Origin of the sequence: Paenarthrobacter nitroguajacolicus (genome assembly GCF_031455195.1) — a bacterium.
Classification (GTDB): Bacteria; Actinomycetota; Actinomycetes; order Actinomycetales; family Micrococcaceae; genus Arthrobacter; species Arthrobacter nitroguajacolicus_D.
Genome location: NZ_JAVDSH010000004.1, coordinates 104,110 through 130,435 on the forward strand (window position 1 = coordinate 104,110; position 26,326 = coordinate 130,435).

The window sequence follows — 26,326 nt, forward strand, 5'->3', positions numbered from 1 at the left end:
GTGCCTTTCTTGCCTCAACCTCGGCTGCTGAACCTGCGGTTGCTTAGACCTCGGGGCGCCGTTCAACCACCGTCGCCGGTGCCGTGCGCCGCTCAACGACCGTACGCCGGGTCCTGTTGGACATGGCGATGGAGATGATCAGGCCGATGACGCCTACCACTATCAGGATGTAGCCAACCAGGACCTGGTCCAGGAAGGGGATGAGTCCGGGGGCGAGCGCGAAGGCCAATATGGCACCGATGGCGATCAGGGCAATGGAAGAACCGATTCTCATAGCGTGCTCCTCATGTTTGTCCGGCGCGAGGTCAAAGCCCCCGGCCGGATTCGTATCATCAGGATACTTATCTTTAGCCGGTCCCACCAGCACCAGCCGAACGCCGGATTCAGCGCCCGAATCGGGCCGCCAGCCGGGCGATTGCATCCTCCGGGGTGGGAACCGGCCCAAAGACCTGCTCCTGGCGGGTGGTGTTGGCAACGTATTTTCCTGTGTCCCACCAGGCGACCATGCTCGCCATGTCACTCACCAGCGGGACGACTTTCGAGGTGACCCTGCCGAGGCCAATGAGCAAGGGCTCGGGTATTGCCATGACCTTGACCGGCTTATCGGAGTGCTTCTCAACCAGTGACGCTACCTCGAGGATGCTGACTGGACGGGTCCAGCCGATATCGATCCTCTCCCCAGCAGCGACGTCCGCGTCCACGGCCTCAGCCAAATAACCGGCAAGGTCGCTGGCGAGAACGAAAGTGAGTGGCACATCCTTGGAACCCATCCAATTGAGCCGGCCCTTGCCGAAGGGGTTCCCACCACCCGTGGTGGCCACCTGGTCAAAGAAGGCCCCCGGCCGGAGTGCGACGAAAGGCACTCCCAGTTCCTCCAGCTTGTCCTCGGCAAGTTTCTTGTTCCAGAAGTGCGGGATCTGCGGCGTTTGGTCGCTGGTGACGATGCTGATGAGAACGAACCGCGGCACCCCGGCGTACTTGGCCGCAACCGCGAGGTTGCTGTTGCCGTAGGTATCGATGGCTTTGGCGCTCTTGTCGTTCCGCGTATACCCGGCGGCCGTCGAGACGACGGCGGACACGCCCGTCATCGCGGTGATCAGCGAGCCGGCGTCGAGCATGTCGCCTCGGACCACCTCCACGCCCTTCGCTACAAGCTTCGCCGCGCTGGACTTTGGCCGGACCAACGCGCGGACCTTCTTGCCGCGCTTGAGCAGCTCGTCAACCACTTGGCCGCCCAGGAAACCGGTGGCGCCAACTACGAGGACAGGCAGATCGTCAGCCATGGATTCTCCCGGGAATAGTTCCTGGCTCATTGGTAGCACGACCGCCAACGCGAGGCCAGACCTGTCGACTTCATTGAGCGCGTTGCACTATCAGTGCACTATGATGCACTTATGGATGAAAGCACCACAACTCTGTCCTTGGCCATCGGCGCCAGGGTCAGGCAGGAACGCCAAGCCCGCGGCTGGACCTTGGATCAACTGGCCGAAGCTGCGGACGTGAGCCGCAGGATGATCGTCAATGTGGAACAGGGAGCAGCGAATCCCAGCGTGGGGACGCTGTTGAGGATTAGTGACGCCCTGGGCGTAGGACTGCCCGCGCTGGTGGAACCTCCACGCCCGAAACCCGTGAAAATCACCCGCAAGGGCCAGGGCGCCACGCTTTGGACCAGCGCACAAGGCGGCCGTGGAACGTTGGTGGCTGGCACCGAGTCTCCGGACGTGGTTGAACTCTGGGACTGGACGCTCGGCCCGGAAGACAGCCATGCCAGTGAGGCTCACGCATCCGGCACCAAGGAACTCCTGCAGGTCCTGGGCGGGGAGGTCACCGTTGACGTCGCAGGCCAGGTCGCGACCCTCCAAGCCGGGGACGCCATGACCTTCCCCGGAGACGTGGCGCATTCCTACGCCAATCTGGGCACCGAGCCAGCCCGGTTCTCCCTTGCGGTATTCGAACCAGGAGTGGGTTCGGGACACCGGCAGGAGGCCGGCTCATGAGATCCCGCAAGGGCAGTTCCGTTCCACCGTGGATGCTTGCCGTGGCAGCGATGATCTCGGTGCAACTGAGCTCTTCCCTGTCCGTAGGGCTCATCGCCGAAGTGGGTCCTGCCGGAACAGCCTGGTTGAGACTGACCATGGGCGCGATCATCTTCCTGGCCATCGCCCGGCCTCCGCTGCGATCAGTTCGCCGGAACGACATCCCCACCCTGCTGGGGCTCGGCGTCGCAACCGGCCTGATGACCATCATGTTCCTCGCCGCCATCGAGCGCATCCCACTCGGCACCACGGTAGCCATCGAATTCCTCGGACCACTGACAGTCGCCGCCGTCCTCAGCCGCAACCGGAGCGCCCTGGCATGGCCGGCGCTGGCCTTGGCTGGCGTTGTGTTGTTGACCGAACCCTGGCAGGGCAGCATCGACCCTCTTGGCGTGCTGTTCGCGGCCATTGCCGCCGCAGGCTGGGGCGCCTACATACTCCTGACGCAGCGGATCGGGGATCGCTTTACCGGGATCGGTGCGCTCTCCCTTACCGTTCCGGTTGCTGCGGTGACCTCCGCAATTGTGGGTATCCCGCAGGCCGCCGGAAACCTGAGCCCTACGGTTCTGTTGGGCGCGCTGGGGGTGGCCATACTGATGCCTGTCCTTCCCTTCATTCTGGAACTCACGGCACTGCGTCGCATGACATCCACCGCATTTGGCACGCTGATGTCTTTGGAACCAGCCTTCGGGGTGCTCCTGGGACTCGTGGTGCTGCACCAGCAACCCTCCGTGATCCAGTTCCTGGGCATCACCTTGGTGGTGATTGCCGGGGCCGCGGCACAACGCGGCGGCGACAGGAACCCACCAGCACTGATCGAACCCGGGATCAGCGGGCCTGCCACGGAAACGGCAATCACTGGCGGTTCCGGCAGCAAATCCTGACGGGCCTGCAAAGCCTCCCCAGCGACGCGGGCTAGGATCGGTTCCATGGCCAGGATTGAGGATTATGCGATCGTCGGGGACCTGAACACTGCCGCCTTGGTGGGGCGCAGCGGGTCCATTGACTGGATGTGCCTGCCACGGTTTGATTCACCCGCATGCTTCGCAGCGTTACTGGACTCCCCCGAAGCCGGCCGCTGGTTGATTGCACCCGCCGGGACACCTGCCGACGGCGTCTGCACCCGCCGCCAATACCGCGAAGACACGCTGATCCTGGAAACGGAATGGGACGTGGACGGGGGCTCCGTCAGGGTCACCGATTTCATGCCTGTCCGCGATGATGCGGTGGACCTGGTCCGGATCGTCGAAGGACTGTCCGGAGAGGTGGACATGCATATGGAGCTGGTCCTCCGCTTCGATTACGGCCGGGTAGTGCCTTGGGTCCGGCACGCGAAGCATGGCATCAGCGCGGTCGCCGGTCCGGACTCCGCCTACCTCACCACGCACGCCCCACTCGAAGGCCGGGACCGCCGGACGTACAGCGACTTCACTGTTCGGGCAGGCGACAAAGTACCTTTCGTGTTGCGCTGGGCACCGAGCCACGAGCGCGAACCACGGCGGATCGACCCCTACAGGGCCCTCGGGGCCACTGAGTCTTTCTGGCTTGAGTGGATCGGCCGCAGCGAAATGACGGGAAAATACAAGGAACCCGTCGAGAGGTCCTTAATCACCCTCAAGGCCCTCACATATGCGCCCACCGGCGGTATCGTCGCAGCAGCAACCACGTCGTTGCCGGAACAGATCGGCGGTCCCCGCAACTGGGATTACCGCTACTGCTGGCTGCGTGACGCCACCTTGACCCTGCAATCCCTTCTCGCTGCCGGCTACACGGAAGAGGCGGCCGCCTGGCGCGATTGGCTGCTTCGCGCCATCGCCGGGGACCCTTCCGAGCTTCAGATTGTTTACGGGCTCGACGGCGCCAGGAGACTCCCCGAGGCAGACATACCGTGGCTGTCCGGTTACGAGGGTTCACAGCCGGTCCGCACCGGCAACGCCGCCGCACCGCAACTGCAGCTGGACGTTTGGGGCGAAGTCCTGGACGGCCTCTCACTCACGCGCGCCGCTTCTCCCGAAGGCACGGTGGATAATTCCTGGGACATCCAGGTGGCGTTGATGGAGTACCTCGAAGGGGCATGGGATAAGCCCGACAACGGTCTCTGGGAAATGCGTGGGCCACGGCAGAACTTCACGCACTCCAAGGTGATGGCATGGGTTGCCGCTGACCGCATGGTCAAGGCCGTACGCACATCGGGGTTGCCGGGACCCCACGACCGGTGGGCCGCCCTGCGCAGCGAAATACACGCCGACGTGATGGCCAAGGGCTTTGACGCAGAACGCAACACTTTCGTCCAGGCATACGGAAGCAAGGAACTGGACGCGAGCCTGCTCTTGATACCCCGGGTCGGCTTCCTGCCGCACAAGCACCCCGGGGTGGTCGGGATGGTGGACGCCATCCAAAAGGAGCTCACCGAGGACGGCTTCGTGCTGCGCTACCGCACCGAGTCCGGCCATGACGGACTACCCGGCGATGAGGGCGTTTTCCTTGCCTGCTCATTCTGGCTGGTCGACGCATTGTTGGGCATAGGCCGCACGGACGAGGCCACAGAACTCTTCGAACGGCTCCTGGCCCTGCGTAACGATGTTGGCCTGCTCAGCGAAGAATGGGATCCCCGCGCCCAAAGGCAGTTGGGCAACACGCCGCAGGCCTTCAGCCACTTCCCGCTCATCCACAGCGCCATGCAGCTACACCATGGCGCAGCACACAGCAGCGACCAGCCGATGGGCCGTCCAAAGCATCCAAACTCGGCCAGCGGCTCTATGCTTCGGAATGATCCTCGCCTTCGGTAACTGACGCTTCACCCTTGTGGCTGGCTTCTTCGAGGTGCAGGTCCAACTTGCGTTCGGCCTCACGCCGCCGCTGCCCTACGGTCCTCATCTGCTGGGTCGTCGGGTCTCCCCGGTCCTCTGACACTGCGCCGGACGGCTCGGCGGGCTGCTCGTGCTGATGTTCGCCCATATGGAAATCGTCCCATCGCCAGCGCTTTTACGGTAGCGGCAATTACCGGGCAGCCGCGTTGTGAGGCCTGCTCCGCACCCTCCGACGTGATCTTTGGGCGCAGAGCGGGCCTAACAACGAGTGGTCAGCGACGGGTTTCGCCGGTTCCCACGCTTGCTATCCGGGCCAGCAGGAGCTTACGCTCGACGAGGAGAAACTGTACTTGTGCCAAAGGTACCCACCTCTCTTTCCACCTTCAGGGTCCACAATGACTGCTCAGTCAGCACAGCAACCTCTTTCTTCCTCTCACCACGCACGCCAGCCCCGCTGCGAAAAGTGCCGCACCAACCAACACCTCATGGTCGACACCATCGACGCCCATTCAGACCTCTCGATGGGCCTTGTCCGCGTCGGTTACAACTGCAGAAAATGCGGGTCCTTCCGCGCGCATGCAGCAACCGTGGCCGACGTCGCCGATGTCCTCAACACCTCTAACCCATCCTCCGGGCTGCTGCAGTTCGGAAAGCACTTCCTGCACTGCGGGCTCCCCATGCACACCGGCGCCGGGAAGCTAAACCGGATTTCCGCCACCACCGGACGCATCGTCGATCCGGAGCTTGAGGTCTACCTCAACACCCGGGTCCTGCACTGCGATGAGTGCGGCTTCCAGATGGAAATCCCGGACTAGCCTGCGCCCGGGCGGCACCCGTGCCATGAAGCGTCCGTCGGCGAGCACCGCCGTCGGACGCTTTTCGTACGCCTTCCAAAGCCCGACGCGCCGATCGCTCCAGGCGTCTGGCATTGCGGGCGCAAGTGTTCGCGTGCCAGTGCTTGGGCGTGCCAGCTTCCGCAGGTAGCGTGAGCCACGGACAGGTATTGCTCCGCCCCGCGCGGACCATTCCCGAGGACGAGCCCCTAGGAGCCAGCCATGAGCAGATCCCATCGAACGTCACAGCGCGAGCCGAACAACGCCGTCGAACTCAATCCCCTGTTCAGCAGGCCCGGAGAATCAACAATTTTTCCGCGCTTCACCATGCCTGAGGGTGAGGCCCTGCCATCCACGGCTTACCAGGTTGTCCATGACGAAGCGATGCTCGACGGAAACTCGCGCCTGAACCTTGCCACGTTCGTAGGGACGTGGATGGAACCCGAAGCGTCCCAGCTGTATGCCGAGACGTTCGACAAGAACATGATCGACAAAGACGAATACCCTCAAACGGCGCTCATCGAAACACGGTGCTGGCGGATGCTCGCGGATCTTTGGAACGCGCCGGATCCCGAAAAGAGCATCGGAACGTCGACCATTGGCTCCTCCGAAGCCTGCATGCTGGGCGGCCTTGCTTTGAAGCGTCGCTGGCAACACGCCCGGCGCGAGGCAGGTAAGCCCACAGACAAACCCAACCTCATCCTCAGCTCAGCCGTCCAAGTATGCTGGGAAAAATTCTGCAATTACTGGGAGGTGGAGCCCAGGTTCGTTCCCGTCTCCGCCGAACACCCGATGCTCGACGGGCATGACCTGGACAGATACGTCGACGAAAACACCATCGGCGTTGTAGCCATCATGGGAGTCACCTACACAGGCGTCTACGAACCCGTCCGCCTCATCTCCGAGGCCTTGGACGACATCCAGGAGCGCCGCGGCCTGGACATTCCCATCCACGTCGACGGTGCCTCCGGAGCCATGGTTGCCCCTTTCCTGCAGCCCCAGACGGTTTGGGATTTCCGGCTCCCGCGGGTTGCTTCCATCAACACCTCAGGACACAAATACGGGCTGGTGTACCCCGGTCTTGGCTGGGTGGTCTGGCGGGACGCCGCGGCACTACCCGAGGACCTGATCTTCCACGTCAGCTACCTCGGCGGGGATATGCCCACCTTTGCGCTGAACTTCTCGAGGCCCGGCGCGCAGGTGCTGTTGCAGTACTACCTCTTTCTCCGGCTCGGCTTCGCAGGGTATCGGGCGGTTCAGGCGACCTCCCGGGATGTCGCGCTCTACTTGTCCAACGAGATCGGTGCCATGGACGCCTTCACGCTGTGGAGCGATGGTTCAGACATTCCCGTCTTCGCGTGGCAGCTAAGCGACGGCCACACGGAGCATTGGAACCTCCACCACTTGTCAGAGCGGCTGCGGATGAATGGATGGCTGGTGCCCGCGTATCCCCTACCCGATGGGTTAAGTGACGTCACGGTCCAACGGATTGTTGTCCGTAACGGCTTCACCCGCGACCTCGCCTCGAGTTTCCTCGCCGACCTCAAGAAAGAGGTGGACTACCTGGACAGCCTCACCGCACCCATGCCTACAGACAAGCAATCAGAAGGATTTCACCACTGACCCTGTGAACGGGAGGCACGCATGTGCCGTCTCTTTGGCCTACATGCCGGCGCCCGACCGGTACGAGCAACCTTCTGGCTGCTGGACGCCCCGGACAGCCTGTCGGTGCAAAGCCGCCGGGAGCCTGACGGGGCAGGGATAGGGACGTATGACACCGAGGGCGTGGCCCGCGTGGCCAAGCAACCGTTGGCTGCCTGGGAGGATCATGCTTTTGCCCGCGAGGCGCGAGACTTGCAGAGCACGACGTTCCTGGCTCACGTACGATACGCGAGCACGGGTGCGCTCACCATGGTCAACACCCACCCGTTCGAACAGGACAACCGGCTGTTTGCCCACAACGGAGTACTCCATGGGCTGGACGAACTCGACCGGCGGCTCACTTCACTCGGAGTCAGGGGCCTGGTCCAGGGACAATCGGACAGCGAGCGGTTCTTCGCGCTGATCACTGCCGAAACCCGACGCGCTGGAGGGGACGTTGGCGAGGGCATTGTGCAGGCCGTGCGCTGGATAGCGCGCGAACTGCCCGTCTTCAGCCTCAACTTCATCCTGTCCACGGCGACCGACATGTGGGCGCTCAGGTACCCTGCCACGCACCCTCTTTATATGTTGGAACGGGATCCAGCCAGGGCACCCGATCCGCCGGCCCCGCTCGATGCCAGGAGCAAACGGATCAGTTCCCGCAGCACGGATCTTGCCCGTTCTCCCCACGTTCTCTTTGCCACCGAACCCATGGACCACAATCCCCGGTGGCACCCCTTGTCGTCCGGCGAGTTGGTCCATGTTGGCGCGGACCTGGCCGTGACCTCCACAATGCCCTTCGACGGCGACCCCGTCCGCCTCCTGACGCTCGCGGATCTTGAACCGTCAGCAGCGGCTTCGCAGACACCGTAAACCGCCCCGGTCTGCACCCGTCCTGTAACGCTCGACGGCGACCTGCCGCCGTCGTGCGTTTCTGTCGCCAGCCGGGACAGCCCCGGAGACAGTTCCCTGCACGAGGTCAGGGGCGTTTGAAACCGGGTTTGGAGCTTCTCTGGTCGATGGTCTCCAGTTCCTGGAACAGGGTAACTTGGAGGCCCGCAGGTGCTTCGAGCCGGGAATTTAAGGATTTCCACGGGGTTTCGCGCGGTTCTGCGATCAGGGTGGCACCGGCGTTTGTCAGGTCCTTGGTGATCGCGGCGGAGTCGTCCACTTCGAAGGCGATCCGGATTTTCGCGCTAGGTTGCCCATCGGCCTCAACGTGGTCGATCATCCGCACCTGCGCGGGATTGGATATCTCCAGGGTTGCCCGTCCTGCTTCGAGGATGGCAACACGGGCATCCCCTTCGCCCTCAAAGGCGGCCTGTTCGGGGAGACCCAAGGCGTCGCGGAAGAACGCCACAGCGGCATCGTAATCGTTCGCTTCAACGATCAAGCGCATCTGGCGTACCGGTGATTGGGAGTTCGATTCACTAGTCATGCCTGTACCGTAAGACCTGACACCAATGTGAGGGGCAAGTGCCTATGCGTATCGGCGAACTCGCGGCAGCAACCGGGGTAAGCGTGCGGTCCCTCCGCTACTACGAGAACCAAGGATTCCTCAACCCGGAGCGGTCCGCTTCAGGGCAACGGATCTACGCTCCTGACGCTTTGCAGCGCGTCACACTCATTCAGAGACTGTTCGACGCCGGCCTGTGCAGTAAGGCAATGACGGACATCCTGCCCCTCATCACCGATCCCCGGCCACAGGCGGCCGCGCTTCAAGCACGCCTCATGCAGGAGCGCGAGAGGCTTAGCAACGACATCGCCAAAATTAAGCGAAACCGCGAGTCCTTAGATCACATGATCGGTGAACTAAGGCAGTTTTCCACATAGGTCGTTTGAGGGCTGATGGTGGGTTGAGGGAGCGTGTCAGGCTGGTTGCATGGGAAGCGGCGGGCAGGTTTTGGCATCAAGGGCGGTAGCGCCCGGCAGCGACGGGGCCCTGCTCGGCCGTCTTGCCGGGCGTACGACTCCGGCTTCGGCTCCCCATTGGATGGCAGCGGGCGACTGGTCCGGATCAGCAGGAAGTTCCAGGTCAGCAGGAATGTCCGTCCCCTCAGGCGGCTCGTCAGGGCACCAGGATGTTGGAGCCCACGGCAGTGCCAGTGCGTTTGAGCCGAGGGTTGATCCGTCCGGGGAGGTTGGTCCATCCGGGGAGCTGGCCGCACCCTTGGCTCAGGCCGTCCAAGCCTTGACGGGCCTCCGGGACATCGCAGTCTCCAAGGCGCGTGTCCTGGGATTCGTGGAGGCAGCGGACTTTGCAGGCAGGATCGAGGACATCTCCCGGACGCTGGAGTACCTGCAGGTGGTTGCGGCCCATGCCGTGGAGCGAACCCGGCATGAGGCACAACAGGCCCGGGATACAGGAGCCGCAGGTTCAGCAGATCATGCCGGCGCCGGCGGCGGGTCATTCGCCAGCCCGGCCAGCACGGCCAGCACAACCCAGGCCAGCTTCTTGGATGATGGGTATCGGAACGCGGCGGAGTTCCTGCGGGCGCGGTTGCGGATTGGCATTGGTGAAGCCCGGCGCCGGCTCGCCCTCGCCGCCGACACACTCCCCCACATCGGTTTGACCGGCCAACACCTCCCGGCCCGGCGGCAGGTCCTCGCCGATGCCCTCGCCACAGCCCAGATCCCCTCCCGGTCCGTCACAATCATCAGCACCGCCCTGGACAACGTCCGACACCTCACCAACCAAGACACCCTGGCACGGATGGAACACGCCCTGACCAGAACCGCGATCCAAACCGACCCGGACTTCCTCACGAAAATCACCAAACGCTGGAACGACTACATCGATCAGGACGGCCCCGAACCAACAGAAGAAGCCCTCCGCCAATCCCAAGGCGCGTTCCTCCGACGCCGACGCCGCCACGGCCTCCACCACCTCGAAATCTTCGCCACCGACGAACAAATCGAAACCCTTACCACCGCCATGAACACCGCCACCAACCCCCGACTCACCCCCACCCACACCAACACCGGCACCGGCACCGGCATCGGCACTCCCGGCGACAACGGCTCCAGGCACAGCCCGCACGAAAACGAGAAACACGGAAACGAGAAACAAGACCACCCCCGTCAACCCGCCCCCAACCTGGACCGCCGCTCACGCGCCCAGAAACTCCTCGACGGGCTCGTCGGTGCCTGCAACGTCGCGATGACCACCGGGAAACTCCCCACCAACGGCGGGCTCCGCCCCCAACTCACCGTCACCATCAGCCACCAAGACCTCTTCGACCAACTCACCCACACACCCACCAACCCAGACACCAAGACCACCGCCGGCACCGGCACTAGCACCGGCGCCGCGACGTTCACCGGCCCCATCCACCCCAACACCATCCGCAAAATCGCCTGCGACGCCGACATCATCCCCGTCCTGCTCGGCACCGACTCCCGCGTCCTGGACATCGGCCGCACCACCCGGATCTTCCCACCCCACATCCGCAAAGCCATCACCGCCCGCGACGGCGGCTGCGCCTTCCCCGACTGCACCATGCCCGCCCCCTGGTGCGAAACCCACCACATCACCTACTGGTCCCACGGCGGCACCACAGGAACAGAAAACGGAACCCTCCTCTGCTCCCACCACCACCACCTCATCCACAAAGAACAATGGACCATCACCAACACCAACGGCACCCCCTGGTTCATCCCCCCACCCCACATCGACCCCACACAAACACCCCGACGCAACCACCACCACACACCCCTCAAAACATGAGGCTGATGGGGTTGGCGGCCAGCCAGGCGAACCCTATGGGCCAGCTTCAGGTCGACCGCAGTTAACGCAACAAACGCCCGACTGTCGGGGAGCCCCCAAGGGGACTTCCCGCCGTCGGGCGCCGGAGGTGGGTTGCCGGGTAAAGCGTCAGCGTGAGGTCGGCCAGCCTGTGTACGATTCCGCGAGGTACGCCTTGGCATGCTCGGAGGTCACCACGGAGTGGAGTTCGCCAAGCTGGCGGGCGCGATCGAAATCGACAGCGCCGGGTACGGTGTGCAGCATCGATGTCATCCAGTAGGAGAAGTGCTGGGCCTTCCACACACGGTCCAACGCCCGGTCACTGTAGGAATCCAGGAGTGCGGTGGAGCCGTTGGAGTAAAAGGAGTCGAGGCCCTCGAAAAGCACTTTGACGTCGTGAATGGCCAGGTTCAGGCCCTTGGCGCCCGTGGGTGGGACAGTGTGCGCTGCATCGCCGGCGAGGAACAGGTTTCCGTGGCGCATGGGGGTATGGACGAAGCTGCGGAAGGGCAGGACCATCTTTTCGAGGACCGGTCCTTCCTTGAGTTCGAAGCCGTTGCCGTTGACGCGCTTGCGGAACTCTGACCAGATACGTTCGTCGTCCCAGTTGGCTACGTTCTCTTTGGGGTCGCACTGGAAATACATGCGCTGGACGGTCTCGGTGCGCTGGCTGATCAGGGCGAAGCCGTTTTCCGAGTTCGCATAGATCAGTTCGTCTGCGCTGCGTGGGGCTTCGGCGAGGATACCGAACCACGCAAACGGATATTCGTGGAAGTACCACTTGCGGTTCGCTTCGGGAATCTGGAAACGGCAGTGGCTTCGGGATCCGTCGGCGCCGACGAGAAAGTCCGCCTGAATTTCAAATTCCTGCCCGTCGGCATTGGTAAACCAAACTTTGGGCTTGCCCTCGAGGTCATGCACGGTGGTGTCCGTAACGCTGTAGTGGACGGCACCGCCGTCAGCCTCACGCCGGGCAGCCAGGTCCATGAAGACATCTGTTTGCGGGTAGAGCCATACGGATTCGCCTACAAGTTCCTTGAAGTTGATGCGATGGCTTTCGCCGTTGAAGCGCAGTTCGATGCCGTCGTGCCGGTCGCCTTCGCGAAGCACCCGGTCGGACACTCCCGAGTCCACCAGCAGGTTCACCGTGCCATGTTCCAGGATGCCGGCTCGCACCGTCTCCTGGATTTCCTTTCGGCTGCGAATTTCCACCACGACCGATTCGATTCCCTGCTTGGCCAGAAGATGGGAGAGCATGAGGCCTGCGGGGCCTGCGCCCATGATGGCGACTTGGGTTTTGATAGGCGTGCGTGCCATGGTTGTTCCTCGCTTCGTTGCGGATCCCGGCGCTTCTGCCAGGTGAATTGGTCTGGCATCAGTCTGGCCCCATCAACGTGATTGTCGTTACAACAATTCCGTTCAACGGAAATCTGTAGGCTAGGCGAGCTGGCGTCCGATTCCCCGGGCGGCGGTCTGCAGAGCCGGGACCAGCGCCTGGAGCCGCATCTCGGCCAAGGGCACCACTACCCCCAATGCGGCAATCGTCTTCCGCTTCCCGTTCATCACCGGAACGGCGATCCCCCACGTATCCGGATCCACCACCCCAGCCAGTTGCACGTACCCCTGTTGGGCGGCTTCGGCCAGCAGATGGCGCACGACGTCGGCGCTCACCTTCCCGGCTGGGTCGTTGAAGTGTCGGAGGTACTCGGCCTGCAATTCCCGCGACTGGTGAGACATCAGTGCCAAGCCGGCCGAGGAGATGTGCACGGGCATGCGACCAGCAATTTGTGCACGGTTGGCCACCGAACCGCGGCGGGACAGCCTTTCGACAAACAGCGCTTCCCACCCATCCAGGACGGCCAGGTTCACGTTCTGGTTCAGGACCTGCTGAATGTCCTCCATGAACGGCATGGCTGCCGTCCTGAGGGCCAGCGTGGGCGAATTCCGGTTGACGAGTTCCCACAGGCGCAATCCCAAACGGACCGTGCCGCCGGCCCCAAGATCCAGCAACCCGTGGTGGGAAAGCTGACGGACCAGCCTGTGGGCAGATGACAACGGGAGCCCCGCCCGATCTGCCAACTCCGTCAGCTGCAGAGTGGTGACACCCTCAGGGAATGCCTCGATAACCCGCACCACGCGGTCCACCACGGAATCCCCAGATGCAGAGTTAGCCACGATGCCATCCTCAGTTAGAGCCATCCAGAACAGAAAGCACCTAACGCACCTTCCATTCAATGGTAGAACGTGTGCCAGACAACATTCCACGGTGATACAACTCTCATAACCAAACGGCCGTTCTGGCGGCCGGGAACACCATCAAGACGCACCACCAAGACGTACCGAGGACGCTATGCCAACGATGCCATCTGCCCACCGCTCTCAATGGCCCGTTTGGCTATGTTGGCTAGCCATGGTGCTGGACGGCTTCGACCTGGTAGTCCTGGGGACTGTCATTCCCACACTCATCAAGACTGGAGAGTTGGGCTTTGATGCAGTCGGAGCCACCTTCGCCGCCACCATCTCCCTGGTGGGCGTAGGCCTGGGAGCCCTGTTCATCGCACCCCTCTCCGACACGTTCGGCCGCCGCAAACTGTTGATCGCATGCGTCGCCGGCTTCTCGATCTTCACCATAGGCGTCGCCTTCGCACCGAACGTGGCAGTGTTCTCCGTGCTGCGACTCCTTGCCGGGCTGGGGCTGGGCGCATGCCTTCCCGCCGCCTTGGCCTACATGAACGATTACGCCCCCGCGGGCTCAGCAGGCAAGTCCACCACCCGGACCATGACGGGGTACCACGTTGGCGCCGTAGCAACCGCTTTGCTGGCCATCCTGATCGTTCCGAACTGGCGGCTCATGTTTATCATCGGCGGCGCCGCTGGCCTGGTCCTGCTGCCTTTCCTTTGGGCAAAGCTGCCCGAGTCCCTGCCCGAAGCAGCCCACGCCGCGTCCACTCCGGCTACCAAGGCCCCGGCCGCCGTCGGGCGTTCCGCTGAAAGCAGCCAGGCCGCACCCAAGACCGGTTTCCGTGACCTGCTGCAGAAGCCATACCCCTTGGTTGCACTGGGCATCGGCATCGCTTCGTTCATGGGACTGTTGCTGGTTTACGGGCTGAACACCTGGCTTCCACAGCTGATGGCCGCCGCCGGATACCCCGTAAGCACTGGCCTGACGCTGCTGTTGGTCCTGAACCTGGGCGCTGTTGCAGGCCTGTTCCTGGCCGGTTTCCTCGCCGACAAGCACGGAACCAAGAAGATCGTTTTGCTGTGGTTTGGATTGTCCGCGGTGCTCCTGGCAATCCTCAGCGTTAAGATCCCGAACGAATTCCTGCTCAATGCCGCCGTGTTCGTCACCGGCATTTTCGTGTTCAGCTCCCAGGTACTGGTTTATGCGTGGGTCAGCCAGTTGTTCCCACCACGGCTTAGGGGAACCGCGCTGGGGTTCGCCGCCGGCGTTGGCAGGCTCGGCGCAATCGTCGGCCCGGCAGTAACGGGGACATTGGTTGCTGCCAACATCGCCTACCCGGCGGGCTTCTATGTGTTCGCGATCGCCGGACTGCTGGCCGTTGGCGCCTTGGTCCTGGTGCCTCGGGAAGTCAACACCGCCGACCCAAACGTGCTTGCGGGTCGCTAAACCCGCCTCGGTGCCAGGGGCGTCCGACACAGGGAGCTCTGCGCAGTGCCGAGCAGTTGCGGCCCCGCCGCAAAGCACCGGTCGGTTGAGCGTCGCAGCTCCGGCAGCGCCTGTACTGCGACGTCCAGGTGGTCTTCCCGAATCATGGTTTCAATGGCCAGGCACTGGTCTTCTGTCTCCAGGGCGCCCACCATGGCAGAGGAGATCTTGAGGCTCAGGATGGCATCCATGCTCGCCTCCCTGTCGCCTTGGCACAGTCCGGTGGAGATCCTCAGCATCCTTCCGGGCAACATCGACAGATAGGTCGAGAGGAAACGGAGCGCCGGCCGGGAGTCGCCCAACTCCTCGGCCAGCGCCTGCAGCCTGCACGGTTCCAGTGCGGGAATACCCGGTCCCTCACTCACCGCTGGCCGCCTTCGGCTCGGCGACGCCCTTCGGCGTCGTCTTGGTGCTGTCCTTGGTCCAGATGGAGGCGAGCATGCCGATCACCAGGATTGCCGGCGCACCGTACATCAGGATGTTTCGAACCATGGGTTCGCGGAGCGCACGGATCGCGTTGCCCACGTACGGGATAGTTGCGACCTGCTTGTCCACGGTCTTGCCCTGCAAGGTGGCGATCCATGGGTCGATGCCGTTATTGGCGTCGCCCTTGGTCTGCACAGCCACGCCGCCATCGGCCGTTGCGGTGATTTCGGTGATGCGGTGGGTTTCCACCCGCTGGTCTTCAACCGGAATGTGGTAGGTGATGATGTCGCCGACTTTGACGTCGGCGATGGGGGTGGGGACCGTCACGACGACGTCGCCCGGGTTGATCAGCGGGGCCATGGAGCCGGTCAGCATGGTGGACGTCTGGTAGCCCAGCACCCGCGGGCCAATCGCAAGGAACAGAAACACCAGCGCCGCCAGGACCAGCATGCCGATGCCGACGGACTTAACAACCAGGCCCGCAACCCGACGGACTCCGCGCTGGGTGCCGGCGGCACTTTCGACGGCGGCACTCGGGGCTACGTTCTCGACGGCGGCACTTTCGACGGCGGCACTCGGCGCGGCCTTCGCGGAACGCCGGCCGCGGACGGCTGAGGTGGGGATGGTGCTCAGTGCGCTCATTGTCCTGGCGTTCCTTCCGGTAGGTTTCGTCTTCTGTTTCCCAGTCTGAAGGGGATGGCTCAGGCTTGCTGCGGAAATTCCTCAAGTCTGGCTCAGGAAAAGCCGGCGGACCTGATCAGGCAGGGGGGACGCCCGATCAGGCCCGGCGGGGCTTGTGGTTACTTGGTGGTTTCGGTGCGTTGGGTGCCGGTGAAGGAGAAGGCGATGGTGGAGGTGGCGCCTTGGAAGGTGTTGTCCGCGGTGGTGGGGAAGGCGGTGGTGACTTTGAGGTTGTCGGTCTTGGCGTTGGTCAGGGAGGTCAGGTTGTTCAGGACCTTGTTCGCGGCGATCACGGGGCCGGAGGCCAGGACGGTGGTTTTGGTGCCGGCGCAGGTGTAGGGGGCGGCGGTGCCGGTCCAGGCGACGGAGCAGTTTTCGATGGTCAGCTGGAGGCCGTTGGTGGTGTCGGTGGTGAGCAGGGACCCGGTGGCGCCGGCGGAGGTGGTGAGGGTGACGTTGTTCAGGTCTGAGTTGCCGGTGTTGGCCAGGGTGACGAGCTTTTCGACTTTGTCGCCGGGCAGCAGGCCTGCGACGGGGACGTTGAGGGTGTTGTTGGCGCCGGTGCCCAGGGCGATGGTGACGGTTCCTGCGGTGACTGCCTGGGAGGCGGAGGTGGAGGAGGTGAACGCACCGTAGGTTCCCATGCCGGCCACGGCGGCGGCGGTGCCGACCAGTGCGACGGAAGCGAGGATCTTGCCGGAGGTGGTCTTGAGGCTGATGGCCATGGGAATCAGTGTCCTTTCGGTAGGCCACCGTGAGACCGGCCGGCCGTTTCTTCCAGCCTCTCTGGCTGACAAGAACTACTGTGCCGGGCCACCCTCAAGAACCAATCCTGCAAATCCGCAACAGCCCCTCAGGAAAACCTCAAGATTCTTTACACCTTCTAAGGCTCCTTATGAAACACTGCTTGATGCATGTGGACCGGCGATGAAAGGGCAAGTCAATGCCGATGTGGTTGCAGGCCCTGATGTGGGGAACGCTGGCAGGCGGGGCCTTGGTCCTGGGCGCTGGTGTCGCGTGGATGTGGAAAGTACCCGCCAAGGTGGTGTCCACGGTCATGGCCTTCGGTGCCGGGGTCCTGATATCTGCACTGGCCTTCGAGCTGGTGGACGAGGCCGTGGACGGCGGCGGATTGCTCCCCACCGTCCTCGGCTTCCTTTTGGGCGCACTGATCTTTGTGGGCTCCAACGTGTTGTTGGCCCGCGCGGGCGCGAAGCACCGGAAGCGTTCCAGTAAGCCCCAGCCCACCGAGAAGGACTCGCCGGGCAGCGGTACCGCCATCGCCGTGGGTGCGCTCATTGACGGCATACCCGAATCGGTGGTCCTTGGCGTGGGACTGCTGGCCGGTGGTGCTGTGAGTCCGGCGATGCTGGCCGCCGTCTTTATCTCCAATGTCCCCGAAGGCCTGTCCAGCACGGCAGGCATGAAGAAGTCCGGACGCAGCCCGGCCTACGTGTTCGGCACCTGGATTGGCATCGCGGTCTTCAGCGGACTTGCTGCACTGGTGGGGTACACCGCCCTCGAGAACGCGCCCGAAACTGTGATCGCCTTCATTACAGCCATAGCAGCAGGCGGTATTTTGGCGATGCTGGCCGACACAATGATTCCCGAAGCCTTCGAGGAGCACCACAACCTGACCGGGCTGACGGCCGCCGTCGGGTTCCTTAGCGCCTTCACGATTCACCACGTCGGGGGCTGACCCTCCGGAAGGGCTCCGGCGGCCGGCCCTGCCTCAGGCGGGCAGTAGTCCAAGCAACGGCAATGTGACCGCCGTCGAAACCGCCATGGCGGCCGTGTTGCCAATAACAGGGTGGAAATCCGCGGGCAGCTTTGCGGAGAAAGCCTTGGCCAGGGGCGGTGCCAAAACTGCACCCAGGATCGCCCCGACGACGACGCCGGACCAGGAGCCCCCGGTGGCGAGGACCGCCGCCGGGGCTACGGACACCACGGACGCATACGTCGCAACCCATCCCTCGTCCCGGTACCAGCCCCGCCAGAGGACGACGCCGATGGCCGAAGTGAGCGCCTGCGCGAACAGGATGTGGGGAAGCAGGTTGGTCCCGTAGGCCGGCAGCCCCGGGTTGAGGACATATGCCACGGCAGCCCCGAAAATCATGCCAACGCTGGCGAGCCCCTTGGCGATGAAGTGGGTCTCCGTGAAGTCCCGGAGGACCTGTCGCGCAGCCCACAGAGCGTCAGCCCACAGAGCGTCCCCGAGGACCGTCCGGTTAATGCCCGACGCCGGCAGGTTCCGTTCTGGTTGGACGCCCGGCTCGCGCAGGACAAGCCACGGCAATCGTCGTGCGACCAGGAACGCGAGGACGGAACCCACGGACATCGCCAGGACGTTAGCCACGACGGGCGGCAGGCCAAGGGGGCTGGCGACGGTGGGGATGAAAATCAACGCCAAGGGCGTGACGGTGGCTGCACCCAGCACGGCGCCCGTGATGCACGTCCTCCACCCCGCCCCATGGAGGATCACCATGGCCGGAGCCACGCAAACGAAAGGCACGAACGTTGGCTGCCACCCGTCGTCGAGCATCCATCCGAACGCAAGGCTGGACAGCAACAAACTCAGCGAAGCTGACGCAAGGATCCAAGGACCCAGGCCCCCACCCCGCTCGTCCCGGCCCCGGCGGCGACCGATCCACCACGACAACCCGGCCCCTGCTAACAGCCCAAGGGCTGCAAGGTCCGACTTGTAGAAGAGCGGCTCCGTCATGTCCCCCAGGAACCACCTCGCAGCAGCCACCGGAGACCCTGCCGCAGCCTCGGCCCAGCCGGAGTAGCCGGGGCCAAGGTGCGGAGATCGCTGCCCCAGCACCTGCAGGAACACAGCGAGGATGCCCATGATGGCGGTGATCCCGAAGGCGCCCAAGGCTGTCCCGAAGATGCCGTATTGGCGGGTCTGTTCCGGCCGCCCTTTGATGACGGCGGCGGCTGAAGAGTGCATCGTTGGCCCTTAGCGTGCGGTGGGTGGTGACGTCGAGCAGCGTAGCTGAGCCGAGGGAGTCGCTCCCAGCCGGGCCCAAGCGGGGGAAATGTGACCGGCAGGGCGAGGACCACCCTCGTTGGACACTCAGCTTTAGTGGGTGATTTTTCTGTCGAATCGTTGCCCATTCGTCTCCCCGCACACGCAGGAGGGCCCTGCCGAATCGAGAATGGTGTTGTGCTCCTGCCGGAAACGGGCGCTGCACATTGAAGCAGCCAAAGCCCTCCTCGCCGCTGGCGATATCACCGAGGCTGAGTACGCCGGCCTGAAGGAGCTTGCGTTGGGCGCGGTCCGCAATCCACGTACCACCGCATTATCTCTTCGAAGCCACGACGGTCCCTTAAACCAGCTGAGGCCCCGGCGCCTGCGTAGTAAAACGCGGCGACGGGGCCTCAGGCTGTCAGCCAGTTACGCCTTCTTGCGCGTAACCAGGCCCCAGATAACCAGAACGATCAGTGCGCCCACGATGGCCAGCAGCCAGGTGGACAGCGACCAGAACTCGTTGATGCCAACGTTGAACAGCGCGCTGCCGATCCATCCACCCAGGATGGCGCCAACGATGCCCAGGAGCAGCGTGGCGATCCAGCCGCCACCCTGACGGCCCGGCAGGATGGCCTTGGCAATGGCGCCGGCGATCAAACCCAAAATAATCCAACCTATGATTCCCATTTTTCATCTCTCTTTCGTGATTAGGTCCCAGTTCGGCATGAGAGCGCACGCCGCTATCGACCTGATTGTTGGCTACCAGCTGAGCCGTCGGAGCATACCGACGGCTTGGCTGGCAGACGGTCTACCCGCCGGATCGGGGTCTGTCATGGCGTGAAGCACCATGGACCAGCGCCGCCGTACCGTGCCGGGAATTCGGGGTTCCCCCAGGGTCCTTGCAACCATGGACTCGAGTGGAGGGCCAGGAAAAGCCTTTGTGCCGGTGAGGCATTCGAGGGCAACCAATCCCAGCGAATAGATGTCACTGGCAGCAGTTGACTTGCCGCCACAGACTTCTTCCGGGCTCAGATAATGTGGCGTCCCGGAGGAGGAGCTCGGTGCGGAATGCCGTCCGTTGAGGGCAATGCCGAAATCGGTCAGCTTGGCCACGCCCACACCGTCCGGGTCGCCTGCGAAGTCCACCAGGATGTTGCCGGGCTTGATGTCGTTGTGGACAATCCCGCGTCGGTGAAGGAACGTCAGCGCCCTTGCGATTCCGCTCATCCACTCCATTGTTTGCCGTGGAGAGGCCGGCCTTTCATCGAGGAGGGTACGCAGGTCCTGGCCTTGGATCAGTTCCATCACAAGGTAGTTGTGGCGGCCATGGACGTCCTCGCCCCCGGTGGCTCCGGATGAGACCACCTTGGCGATGTTCTTGTGGCGCAACGGACCGTGAATGTCCAGTTCGCGGCGAAAGGGGGCGTCGTTGGCCGGTTCCGTGGCCCTGAAGATCTTGATGGCCACAGTGGTGCCCGACTGGAGGTCGAAGGCCTCCTTGACGTAGGCTTCGGATCCCCCGCCCAACTGCTTGCCGAGCCTATAGCGGCCTCCGAGGACCACGTCGGAAGGTGCGGCCCCGCGATCAACGCGGACGGCCACCGTATCCATGAGCGTCATTGGAGGAGCTGTTCAATCTCAGCGGCTGGCACCCCTGCCACCTCGGCGAGGGCAAGCGGGTTGACTCCGGCGTCAACGGCCTTCTTGAAGGCCAGCGCCAAGGTGTTCTGGGATATTGCGAGCTCATGCTGCAGGCTTTGCCGCCGAAGGGCTGCAATCCAGACCCCACTCACGGGATCGACGGCGTCGATGTCCATCCGGAAGCCGCAACCGCAGGCCCATTCCGGCCAGATCGGCTCGACGGAAACCCATTGCATCGAATCGAAGGTGGGCCCGGCGGAAATCGCCATCCGTGAACCACAATGCACGGGGCCCGCAGGAATGACCTGTTCCGTGATGACGTCAACGTCATTCTCAGCGACTGGTGTGGAGCTTGGTTCACGCAGCGCGATTGTCATCGTCTTCTCCCACACATTCACTAGTAAGTAGCTTGGCTATCTAGTTATATGTGTACTTATCAATTATGTCCAACTGCGCGTCAGGAAGAGGAGACGCTGTCGATCGCCTTTCGCATGCGCCGAAGGAACTCAACCACCACCGCGGAGTCCTTGCTGCTCAGCGTTTCAGCGGCCTCCATCATGCGCGAATGCATGTCGCCCAAGGTGCTCCGGACCTCCTGGTCCGACCCCGGGGTCGGGCGCAAAATAAGGGCTCGACGATCAGTTGGGTGCGGCTCGCGGGTTACGTAACCGGACCTCACCAGGCGGTCCACCAAGGACGTCATGGAGGCCGAAGTCACCCCCAGCCGTACCGCCAACTCCTTCGGACCCACCTCGCGGCCGGCACGCTCGGCTTCAAGCAGGTACCCCAACGCCAACAGGTCGGTTTCGCCCATGCCCATCGAGGCACGCGTCCGGCGCCGCATGTCAGCTTCGGCCGTGCGGTAGTCCCTGAGTGCGTTCAGGACGTCCACGGCGCCCATCTGCTTGCGGCTCTCCAGCCCGTACCAATATCCCTTGCGTTCGTCCTTGTCGCTCACACCAGTCCTTTGGTAGACATGTATCTCGCTTGTCTAACCAATTGATACTAATCCATGGAGCGAATAAACCGGATCAGCCTTCGATCAGGGCTGCTTGCCGCACCCGCACGCGGCGCCACACGGCCGGTGCCACAACCACCGCCACGCCCACAGCTGCACCGATGACGGTTTCGATGATGCGGTCCCGGAGGAGCAAGCCCGGGTCCACCGGCGCTGCGAGGAGCGTGGCAATCAGCGCCAGCGGGGTGACGAAAAGCTGTGCAATGAAGTACTGCCGGGCTATGAACATCTCCGCACCAAACTGGCACGCAGCTATCACCAGCACCATGGCCCACGGCGCCGGGTTGAGCCACAGGATGCCCGCGAGCAACACCAGGCCCACCACGGTTCCCGCGATTCTCTGGATACCGCGGCTCACCCGGTGCCGGGTTGAATGGCCTACCAACGGCACCACCGCCGCCACCATGGCCCAGTATGTGTGGCCAAAGCCAAGCCGCTCCCCCACCAGCGTCGCGATGGTCCCGGCCAGTCCAGCTGCTATGAGGTAGCCCCCTCCTTCAAGCCAGATGGCACGGCGTTCGGCAGGTGTATGGCGGATGCGCGGGGGCCGCTTCCATGGCGTTCGATGGCTTTTGACCACACGCGCCGACATGCCCACCAACAGGCAGAAGCCGGTGGTCAGGACTGCCACCACCGTCGCCTCCCACAAGGGCGGCTGGGTGGGAATCGAAGCGATCGCAGCAAAAGCAAAAATGTGAAAGAGGGAGCCTCCGGGACGGAGGCGCCAGGCAGCTACCACCACGGAGCAGGCACCAGCCACAACGGTGGTGGCGACGATCAGGAGCCAGGAATACGCGGTAGCATCGAGGCCCCAGGCATGCTCCCCCCGGGCTATCAACGTGGCGCAAAGAATGATGAAAAGCATGAAGCCGCCGGCCCGCAGTTGGCTCCGGAAACGCACGCTATGCGGTTCATTGCGACCATAGATTCCGGTGAAAGCCCCGAACGACGCAAACACTGCCAGATCCAGTCGACCCAGCAGCGTCAACGCGATCAGTGGCACGAACACGCCTACGGCGCAGCGAAGGGCGGGATGGTGGTCCTTGTTTCCCGGACCCATCGTGAACATTTCCGCTACAGCCTTCAAGGGGCGGCTCGCCTTTCGTCGCAGGATCAAACGTACGACGGCGGCGCTGGCGTCCGCTTCAAGGTTACGCTCCAAGCGCTGGCCTACTCAGGGATCAGGCACAGATAGTGCCCCTCATCACCTTGAGGGGCACTATCTGTGACGTACTGCTGTGGCTCGATGGAGGGATCAGAACCGGGAGGGTGCGCCGTTTACCCCACCGGGGACAATCGGGTTGGTTGCGAGGTCGGTCATGCCCGGTCCTGGGGTGTAGGTGGGGAACACTGAGGTTGAAGTAACTGTCTTGTCCCCGGCGATGTTCCCTCCTCCGAGGGTGATGGTCAGTGTCCCGGATGTCTGGGTGGGAGTCCACGCCAGGCTGGAGGCGTTGTTTCCGTTTCCAGAGAATGTCATTCCCGTCGAGGTGTAGATCGCTCCAAGCGCTACCTTTCCAACAGTGCATCCATTACTGGTGACTGTGAGGTCGTTGGCCGCGGAGACTGCCACCGTCACAACTCCGTTGCCACTGAGCGACTGGGCCGTGTTGGTGGTCCAGGCCGTGCAGATAGAGCTGGCGGTGAGCGGTTCGGAGAACGTCAGGGTGACCTTGTCGCCGGGAGCCATGACTCCGCTGCCGGAGGTGCCGCCACCGTTGATCAACTGCACTCCCGTGACCGTGGGAGATGCGACGTCCTTGGTTGATGTCGCCATGCCTGCTGGCCCCGTGTTTCCCGCCGCGTCAGTTGCCTTGGCGGAGTATGTGATGGTGCCAGGGTTGAAGGCCGTGAGGTTCACCGGCACAGCATTCCAGTTACCGGCGCTATTGGTAGTGACGTTTTGGGTGACTGGTACGGCCCCGCCGCCGGTGATGGTGAGGACCACTGTTGAATTGGCCTCGGCGGTGCCACCAACGGGAACATTGGCGACGTTGCCCTGATGGACATAGGTGGGAGCCGTGACCACGGGAGCAAGTGGCGGGGTGGTATCGGTGACGGGTGTGGTACCAGCGCTGCGTGCGCTCTCAGCGCCCTGCCAGAGGGAGAGCATGGGCGTCACAGTGTAGTACCAGGTCCCGGCAGGAACACTGGTTTCAACGCAACTCAGTCCTGCGATGGCGGCACTGCAGCCACCGGTAGCCGCAACCCTGGTTCCGCCGGTTGCTGTCCCATAGCGGGCGATGCTGTAGCCGCCCACGGGCCGTCCTGCCGCCGTCGTACTTGCCGTCCAGGTGACGGTGACGTTAGCGCCGGAAACCGCGGTGGTGGGCTTGGCGCCTTGGGCTACGGCGTCTGCTTTTGCTGTGCCGGAGCCGGAGCCCAACGAGCCCCAGAACGCGCTGGCCGCCGGACCGCCCCACGAGACGAGGAGGATTCCCACCACGATCAGGGCAAAGCGGTTCCACCTGCCGAAAGATGTGACGGGGACAGTACGATGCCGGTTCACTTCCTTACCTCCAACGTGACGGGGACGCCGAACTGGGCTCCTTGGCAGGCGGAAAGGGAGGTGGCGTCCATCGTTGCCGCACCCTGAAGCGTGAGCAGGATTGAGCTGCTCGCGGGAATGGTCACCGACGGTGTCAACGGTGCCGGCGGTGGCGTGAAGGTGACGCCTGTGGTGGTGCAGCCGGAGTGGGCTGCGTCCGCGGTCACGGGACCGTTGCCGGAGACGGCGTAGATGGTTACCGGATGGGGGTTGGGGTTGCTGGCCCGGAGAATGACGTCGGCGGTTCCGCCGGGCACCAAACTGGTCTGCAGGGTATCGCCCGGGACGAGTGCGTCCACCGTGACGGTCTGCATGGTGCCATTGGTTGCCGCACCGGAACCGGCACCGGTAGTTGCCCAGTAAGCGTAGGCGGAACCTGCTCCGCCCAGGATGCAAAGCGCCACGGTGGCCGCCGCCGTTCGTGCCAGGCGCCCGGTGCTGGGGGTGCGCGGGATTCGGACTGTCGTCTTCATGTCAGTTCGCCTGTCCCGTGCCTGTGTAGGTGAGCTGGAGGGTCGCGCCTTTGCAACCGTCCTGCAGTTTGTTGGTATCGAGCATCTTGATCTGGGGCCATTTCGCTTGAGCCACGCCAAGGCCTGACAGGGAGCGGGTGCCTGGTTCCACGGTCAACGGGTACGGGCCCGAGTACTGGGTGAGTTGATAGTCCGCAGTGGTGCATGGAAGGTTGGCCGCCACGGCTGCGGAGGTCCGGACCACCTGGGTGATCTCCACCGACAGGTTCGTCACCGCGATGCCCTTGTTCTGTGGGTTGGAGATCTGGAGGTCCACGGAGCGGGAGACGCCGGGGGCGAGCAGCCCGTTCACCGACCCCGTAACACCGAAGGTCCGTTTGACTTCCAGGACCTGCAACTGGCCAAATGCCGCGTTCGACACCGTTGTTCCGCCGGTTCCCTTGACCGTGAAATCCGTCTTGGCCACTGGGGTAGTGGGGGAGGTCAAAACGGTGAGGGTGGTCTGGGCGGTGCTCCCGGAGGTGAGGTTAACCGACGACGGCGCCGCGCTGGCTGTTGCTCCAGCCGGCAGCCCGGTCACGGCGAACGTCACCGGACCGGTGAAGCCTCCCGTTGAGGTGGCAGACACCGTGAAGGTTGCGGACTGCCCCTGGTCTACGGTGCGGCTCGATGGGGACAGTGCGACGGTGATCCCCTTGACGGTGGCTGCGGCGCCACCTTGGCTGGCGCTTTGTCCGTTGCCTTGTCCATTGCCTTGTCCATTGCTGGCCGCCAGGGCCGCAACGGGTATCACGGCGACCACCAGTGCGAGCAGCAGGGCACGGAGTGGAATTCCAACTCGCTGGAATGGTGCGGTGCGCTGTGGCCGGTGGTCCATGGAGGCTCTTTTCGGACGATAGCTTGGGTGGGTTGGAGGCAGCTTAGGTGCGTTGAAGGCGTTGCGGTGAAAGGGTGAGCCGGGGGCCGCCATGTGAAACGTGGCCCCCGGCGCGTGACGGCCTAGAGGCTGCCGACGGTGACCGTAACGATCGCGGACTTGCAGGCGTCCTGGTTGACCGCGGCGTCGTTGAACTTCAGGACGCCACTGCCTACGGATGTTCCGGTGGCACCTGCCGCCACGGGGCTGTTCGTCGTCACGGCCGTGACTTCGAACCATGCAGGAAGGCAGCCCGCCACGTTGGTGGTCACATCCGCGCTGAGGGTACCCACCACGGTGCTGGACGTCGTCGAGTTGTCCGCGGTGTAGGAAACCGGGACGGAGTTACCCGGAGCGAGTCCGCCTGCGAAGGTCGCGTGAAGGGTGACGGTACCGCCGCCGGCCGAGTTGGTTGCCGCGCCGCTGCCCGAACCTGTAGTGGTCCAGTAGGCGTAGGCGGCTCCGCCACCCACCGCCACCAATGCGACGCCTGCGACTGCAGCGGTGACCCGGCTCTTCTTGGAAAGTTTGCGCATGATGTAACTCCTTGGTTGATCGGTTCCGGGAGCCGCTGGGCAACCCCCACCATCCGGCCGAGGGTGGCGGATGAAGCGATGCCACCTATGCTTCAGGCCGCACGCGTCCGGCCGCTAGGGTCCGGTGTACGCCTCTTTTTCATCCGAACATGGCACTCGAAATACCCACACGCACCATGCAGGTACTCAGTTTTGGGTAGCGGACTACTTGGTGCCCCTCGCCCGATCGCAGGCAGGGCAAGGGCCCGGTACCCGCTTCCGGGAGGAGCTGTCCAAGGGGTGGAGAGGGGCCATGCGCCCTCCCCGGGATGGCCCTCGAGTGTGAGTGCGCAAAGATTGTGGCCGTCTTGAGCAAAAACTGCGCTGGTGTTCGAACGTTTT

29 protein-coding genes are annotated in these 26,326 nt (G+C 63.6%); 10 read left to right on the forward strand and 19 right to left on the reverse strand.

Features of this window, described 5'->3' with window-relative positions:
- Positions 1 to 43: 43 nt before the first annotated feature.
- Together J2Y68_RS10140 and J2Y68_RS10145 are read right to left on the reverse strand one after the other, a co-directional pair.
- Positions 44 to 274: a DUF6458 family protein gene (locus J2Y68_RS10140; RefSeq protein WP_211711755.1), complete on the reverse strand. Its 231-nt coding sequence runs from the start codon at positions 272 to 274 to the stop codon at positions 44 to 46.
- A 109-nt stretch (positions 275 to 383) separates the two neighbouring features.
- Entirely contained in the window at positions 384 to 1,283 is a 900-nt protein-coding gene (locus tag J2Y68_RS10145) for an SDR family oxidoreductase (protein ID WP_309992872.1), read from the reverse strand.
- A 111-nt stretch (positions 1,284 to 1,394) separates the two neighbouring features.
- Between J2Y68_RS10145 and J2Y68_RS10150 the strand changes: the two genes are divergently transcribed.
- Genes J2Y68_RS10150 through J2Y68_RS10160 form a run of 3 tightly spaced genes read left to right on the forward strand, consistent with a single transcriptional unit; the run spans position 1,395 to position 4,825 of the window.
- Positions 1,395 to 1,997 carry a helix-turn-helix domain-containing protein gene (locus J2Y68_RS10150; RefSeq protein ID WP_309992873.1) on the forward strand — a complete coding sequence of 201 codons (603 nt, stop codon included), beginning with the start codon at positions 1,395 to 1,397 and terminating at the stop codon, positions 1,995 to 1,997.
- Positions 1,994 to 2,920 (forward strand): EamA family transporter, encoded by a 927-nt coding sequence (locus J2Y68_RS10155; RefSeq protein ID WP_309992875.1) that lies wholly within the window; start codon positions 1,994 to 1,996, stop codon positions 2,918 to 2,920. Before J2Y68_RS10150 ends, J2Y68_RS10155 begins: the two co-directional genes overlap by 4 nt.
- 45 nt (positions 2,921 to 2,965) lie before the next feature.
- Positions 2,966 to 4,825, forward strand: a complete 1,860-nt coding sequence (locus J2Y68_RS10160; RefSeq protein WP_309992878.1) for a glycoside hydrolase family 15 protein — start codon at positions 2,966 to 2,968, stop codon at positions 4,823 to 4,825.
- Here the strand turns inward: J2Y68_RS10160 and J2Y68_RS10165 are convergent.
- Positions 4,794 to 4,994: a hypothetical protein gene (locus tag J2Y68_RS10165; RefSeq protein WP_309992879.1), complete on the reverse strand. Its 201-nt coding sequence runs from the start codon at positions 4,992 to 4,994 to the stop codon at positions 4,794 to 4,796. The genes J2Y68_RS10160 and J2Y68_RS10165 overlap by 32 nt on opposite strands.
- 337 nt (positions 4,995 to 5,331) lie before the next feature.
- Between J2Y68_RS10165 and J2Y68_RS10170 the strand changes: the two genes are divergently transcribed.
- The 3 genes from J2Y68_RS10170 (at position 5,332) to J2Y68_RS10180 (ending at position 8,193) form a co-directional block, all read left to right on the forward strand.
- Positions 5,332 to 5,661, forward strand: a complete 330-nt coding sequence (locus tag J2Y68_RS10170) for a hypothetical protein (RefSeq protein ID WP_211711749.1) — start codon at positions 5,332 to 5,334, stop codon at positions 5,659 to 5,661.
- A gap of 240 nt (positions 5,662 to 5,901) precedes the next feature.
- Positions 5,902 to 7,302 (forward strand): glutamate decarboxylase, encoded by a 1,401-nt coding sequence (locus J2Y68_RS10175; RefSeq protein WP_309992881.1) that lies wholly within the window; start codon positions 5,902 to 5,904, stop codon positions 7,300 to 7,302.
- Positions 7,303 to 7,323: 21 nt separating this feature from the next.
- Positions 7,324 to 8,193, forward strand: a complete 870-nt coding sequence (locus tag J2Y68_RS10180; RefSeq protein WP_309992884.1) for a class II glutamine amidotransferase — start codon at positions 7,324 to 7,326, stop codon at positions 8,191 to 8,193.
- 106 nt (positions 8,194 to 8,299) lie between these two features.
- Here the strand turns inward: J2Y68_RS10180 and J2Y68_RS10185 are convergent, their stop codons facing one another.
- Positions 8,300 to 8,758, reverse strand: a complete 459-nt coding sequence (locus J2Y68_RS10185) for a VOC family protein (protein WP_309992885.1) — start codon at positions 8,756 to 8,758, stop codon at positions 8,300 to 8,302.
- A gap of 44 nt (positions 8,759 to 8,802) precedes the next feature.
- On the opposite strand from J2Y68_RS10185, the gene J2Y68_RS10190 reads away from it, so the two are divergent.
- Together J2Y68_RS10190 and J2Y68_RS10195 are read left to right on the forward strand one after the other, a co-directional pair.
- Complete coding sequence (locus tag J2Y68_RS10190) at positions 8,803 to 9,153, forward strand: MerR family transcriptional regulator (protein WP_309992887.1); 351 nt, start codon at positions 8,803 to 8,805, stop codon at positions 9,151 to 9,153.
- A gap of 211 nt (positions 9,154 to 9,364) precedes the next feature.
- Complete coding sequence (locus J2Y68_RS10195) at positions 9,365 to 11,047, forward strand: HNH endonuclease signature motif containing protein (RefSeq protein ID WP_309992890.1); 1,683 nt, start codon at positions 9,365 to 9,367, stop codon at positions 11,045 to 11,047.
- A 147-nt stretch (positions 11,048 to 11,194) separates the two neighbouring features.
- Here the strand turns inward: J2Y68_RS10195 and J2Y68_RS10200 are convergent, their stop codons facing one another.
- Entirely contained in the window at positions 11,195 to 12,382 is a 1,188-nt protein-coding gene (locus J2Y68_RS10200; protein ID WP_309992891.1) for a 4-hydroxybenzoate 3-monooxygenase, read from the reverse strand.
- Positions 12,383 to 12,502: 120 nt separating this feature from the next.
- Positions 12,503 to 13,240 carry an IclR family transcriptional regulator gene (locus J2Y68_RS10205; RefSeq protein ID WP_309992894.1) on the reverse strand — a complete coding sequence of 246 codons (738 nt, stop codon included), beginning with the start codon at positions 13,238 to 13,240 and terminating at the stop codon, positions 12,503 to 12,505.
- Between the two features lie 175 nt (positions 13,241 to 13,415).
- On the opposite strand from J2Y68_RS10205, the gene J2Y68_RS10210 reads away from it, so the two are divergent.
- Positions 13,416 to 14,693, forward strand: a complete 1,278-nt coding sequence (locus J2Y68_RS10210; protein ID WP_397334869.1) for an MFS transporter — start codon at positions 13,416 to 13,418, stop codon at positions 14,691 to 14,693.
- Here J2Y68_RS10210 and J2Y68_RS10215 read toward each other — a convergent pair.
- From J2Y68_RS10215 to J2Y68_RS10225, 3 genes are all read right to left on the reverse strand, one after another.
- Positions 14,690 to 15,097, reverse strand: coding sequence for an Hpt domain-containing protein (locus tag J2Y68_RS10215; protein WP_309992898.1), 408 nt, complete (start codon positions 15,095 to 15,097; stop codon positions 14,690 to 14,692). The two genes, J2Y68_RS10210 and J2Y68_RS10215, sit on opposite strands and share 4 nt — an antisense overlap.
- Positions 15,090 to 15,800, reverse strand: coding sequence for a signal peptidase I (locus J2Y68_RS10220; RefSeq protein ID WP_309992901.1), 711 nt, complete (start codon positions 15,798 to 15,800; stop codon positions 15,090 to 15,092). The genes J2Y68_RS10215 and J2Y68_RS10220 overlap by 8 nt, the downstream gene beginning before the upstream one ends.
- Before the next feature lie 158 nt (positions 15,801 to 15,958).
- A complete protein-coding gene (locus tag J2Y68_RS10225) occupies positions 15,959 to 16,564 on the reverse strand; it encodes a TasA family protein (RefSeq protein WP_211712157.1) in 606 nt (201 codons plus the stop codon).
- Positions 16,565 to 16,782: 218 nt separating this feature from the next.
- Between J2Y68_RS10225 and J2Y68_RS10230 the strand changes: the two genes are divergently transcribed.
- Complete coding sequence (locus J2Y68_RS10230) at positions 16,783 to 17,538, forward strand: ZIP family metal transporter (RefSeq protein WP_309992903.1); 756 nt, start codon at positions 16,783 to 16,785, stop codon at positions 17,536 to 17,538.
- 33 nt (positions 17,539 to 17,571) lie between these two features.
- Here J2Y68_RS10230 and J2Y68_RS10235 read toward each other — a convergent pair whose 3' ends face one another.
- The 10 genes from J2Y68_RS10235 to J2Y68_RS10280 form a co-directional block, all read right to left on the reverse strand.
- Entirely contained in the window at positions 17,572 to 18,792 is a 1,221-nt protein-coding gene (locus J2Y68_RS10235) for a hypothetical protein (RefSeq protein ID WP_309992906.1), read from the reverse strand.
- A gap of 447 nt (positions 18,793 to 19,239) precedes the next feature.
- Positions 19,240 to 19,500 (reverse strand): GlsB/YeaQ/YmgE family stress response membrane protein, encoded by a 261-nt coding sequence (locus J2Y68_RS10240; protein WP_211712160.1) that lies wholly within the window; start codon positions 19,498 to 19,500, stop codon positions 19,240 to 19,242.
- 72 nt (positions 19,501 to 19,572) lie between these two features.
- Complete coding sequence (locus tag J2Y68_RS10245) at positions 19,573 to 20,433, reverse strand: serine/threonine-protein kinase (protein ID WP_309992909.1); 861 nt, start codon at positions 20,431 to 20,433, stop codon at positions 19,573 to 19,575.
- Positions 20,430 to 20,831: a hypothetical protein gene (locus J2Y68_RS10250; RefSeq protein WP_309992912.1), complete on the reverse strand. Its 402-nt coding sequence runs from the start codon at positions 20,829 to 20,831 to the stop codon at positions 20,430 to 20,432. The genes J2Y68_RS10245 and J2Y68_RS10250 overlap by 4 nt, the downstream gene beginning before the upstream one ends.
- Before the next feature lie 80 nt (positions 20,832 to 20,911).
- On the reverse strand, positions 20,912 to 21,412 hold the full coding sequence (locus J2Y68_RS10255) for a MarR family winged helix-turn-helix transcriptional regulator (protein ID WP_309992914.1): 501 nt from the start codon (positions 21,410 to 21,412) through the stop codon (positions 20,912 to 20,914).
- A gap of 73 nt (positions 21,413 to 21,485) precedes the next feature.
- Positions 21,486 to 22,559: an FUSC family protein gene (locus tag J2Y68_RS10260; RefSeq protein ID WP_309993652.1), complete on the reverse strand. Its 1,074-nt coding sequence runs from the start codon at positions 22,557 to 22,559 to the stop codon at positions 21,486 to 21,488.
- Between the two features lie 168 nt (positions 22,560 to 22,727).
- Positions 22,728 to 23,981, reverse strand: coding sequence for a hypothetical protein (locus tag J2Y68_RS10265; protein WP_309992916.1), 1,254 nt, complete (start codon positions 23,979 to 23,981; stop codon positions 22,728 to 22,730).
- On the reverse strand, positions 23,978 to 24,493 hold the full coding sequence (locus J2Y68_RS10270; protein ID WP_309992919.1) for a hypothetical protein: 516 nt from the start codon (positions 24,491 to 24,493) through the stop codon (positions 23,978 to 23,980). The genes J2Y68_RS10265 and J2Y68_RS10270 overlap by 4 nt, the downstream gene beginning before the upstream one ends.
- A 1-nt stretch (position 24,494) precedes the next feature.
- Entirely contained in the window at positions 24,495 to 25,370 is an 876-nt protein-coding gene (locus J2Y68_RS10275; protein WP_309992921.1) for a hypothetical protein, read from the reverse strand.
- 122 nt (positions 25,371 to 25,492) lie between these two features.
- On the reverse strand, positions 25,493 to 25,945 hold the full coding sequence (locus J2Y68_RS10280) for a hypothetical protein (protein ID WP_309992923.1): 453 nt from the start codon (positions 25,943 to 25,945) through the stop codon (positions 25,493 to 25,495).
- Positions 25,946 to 26,326: the final 381 nt, after the last annotated feature.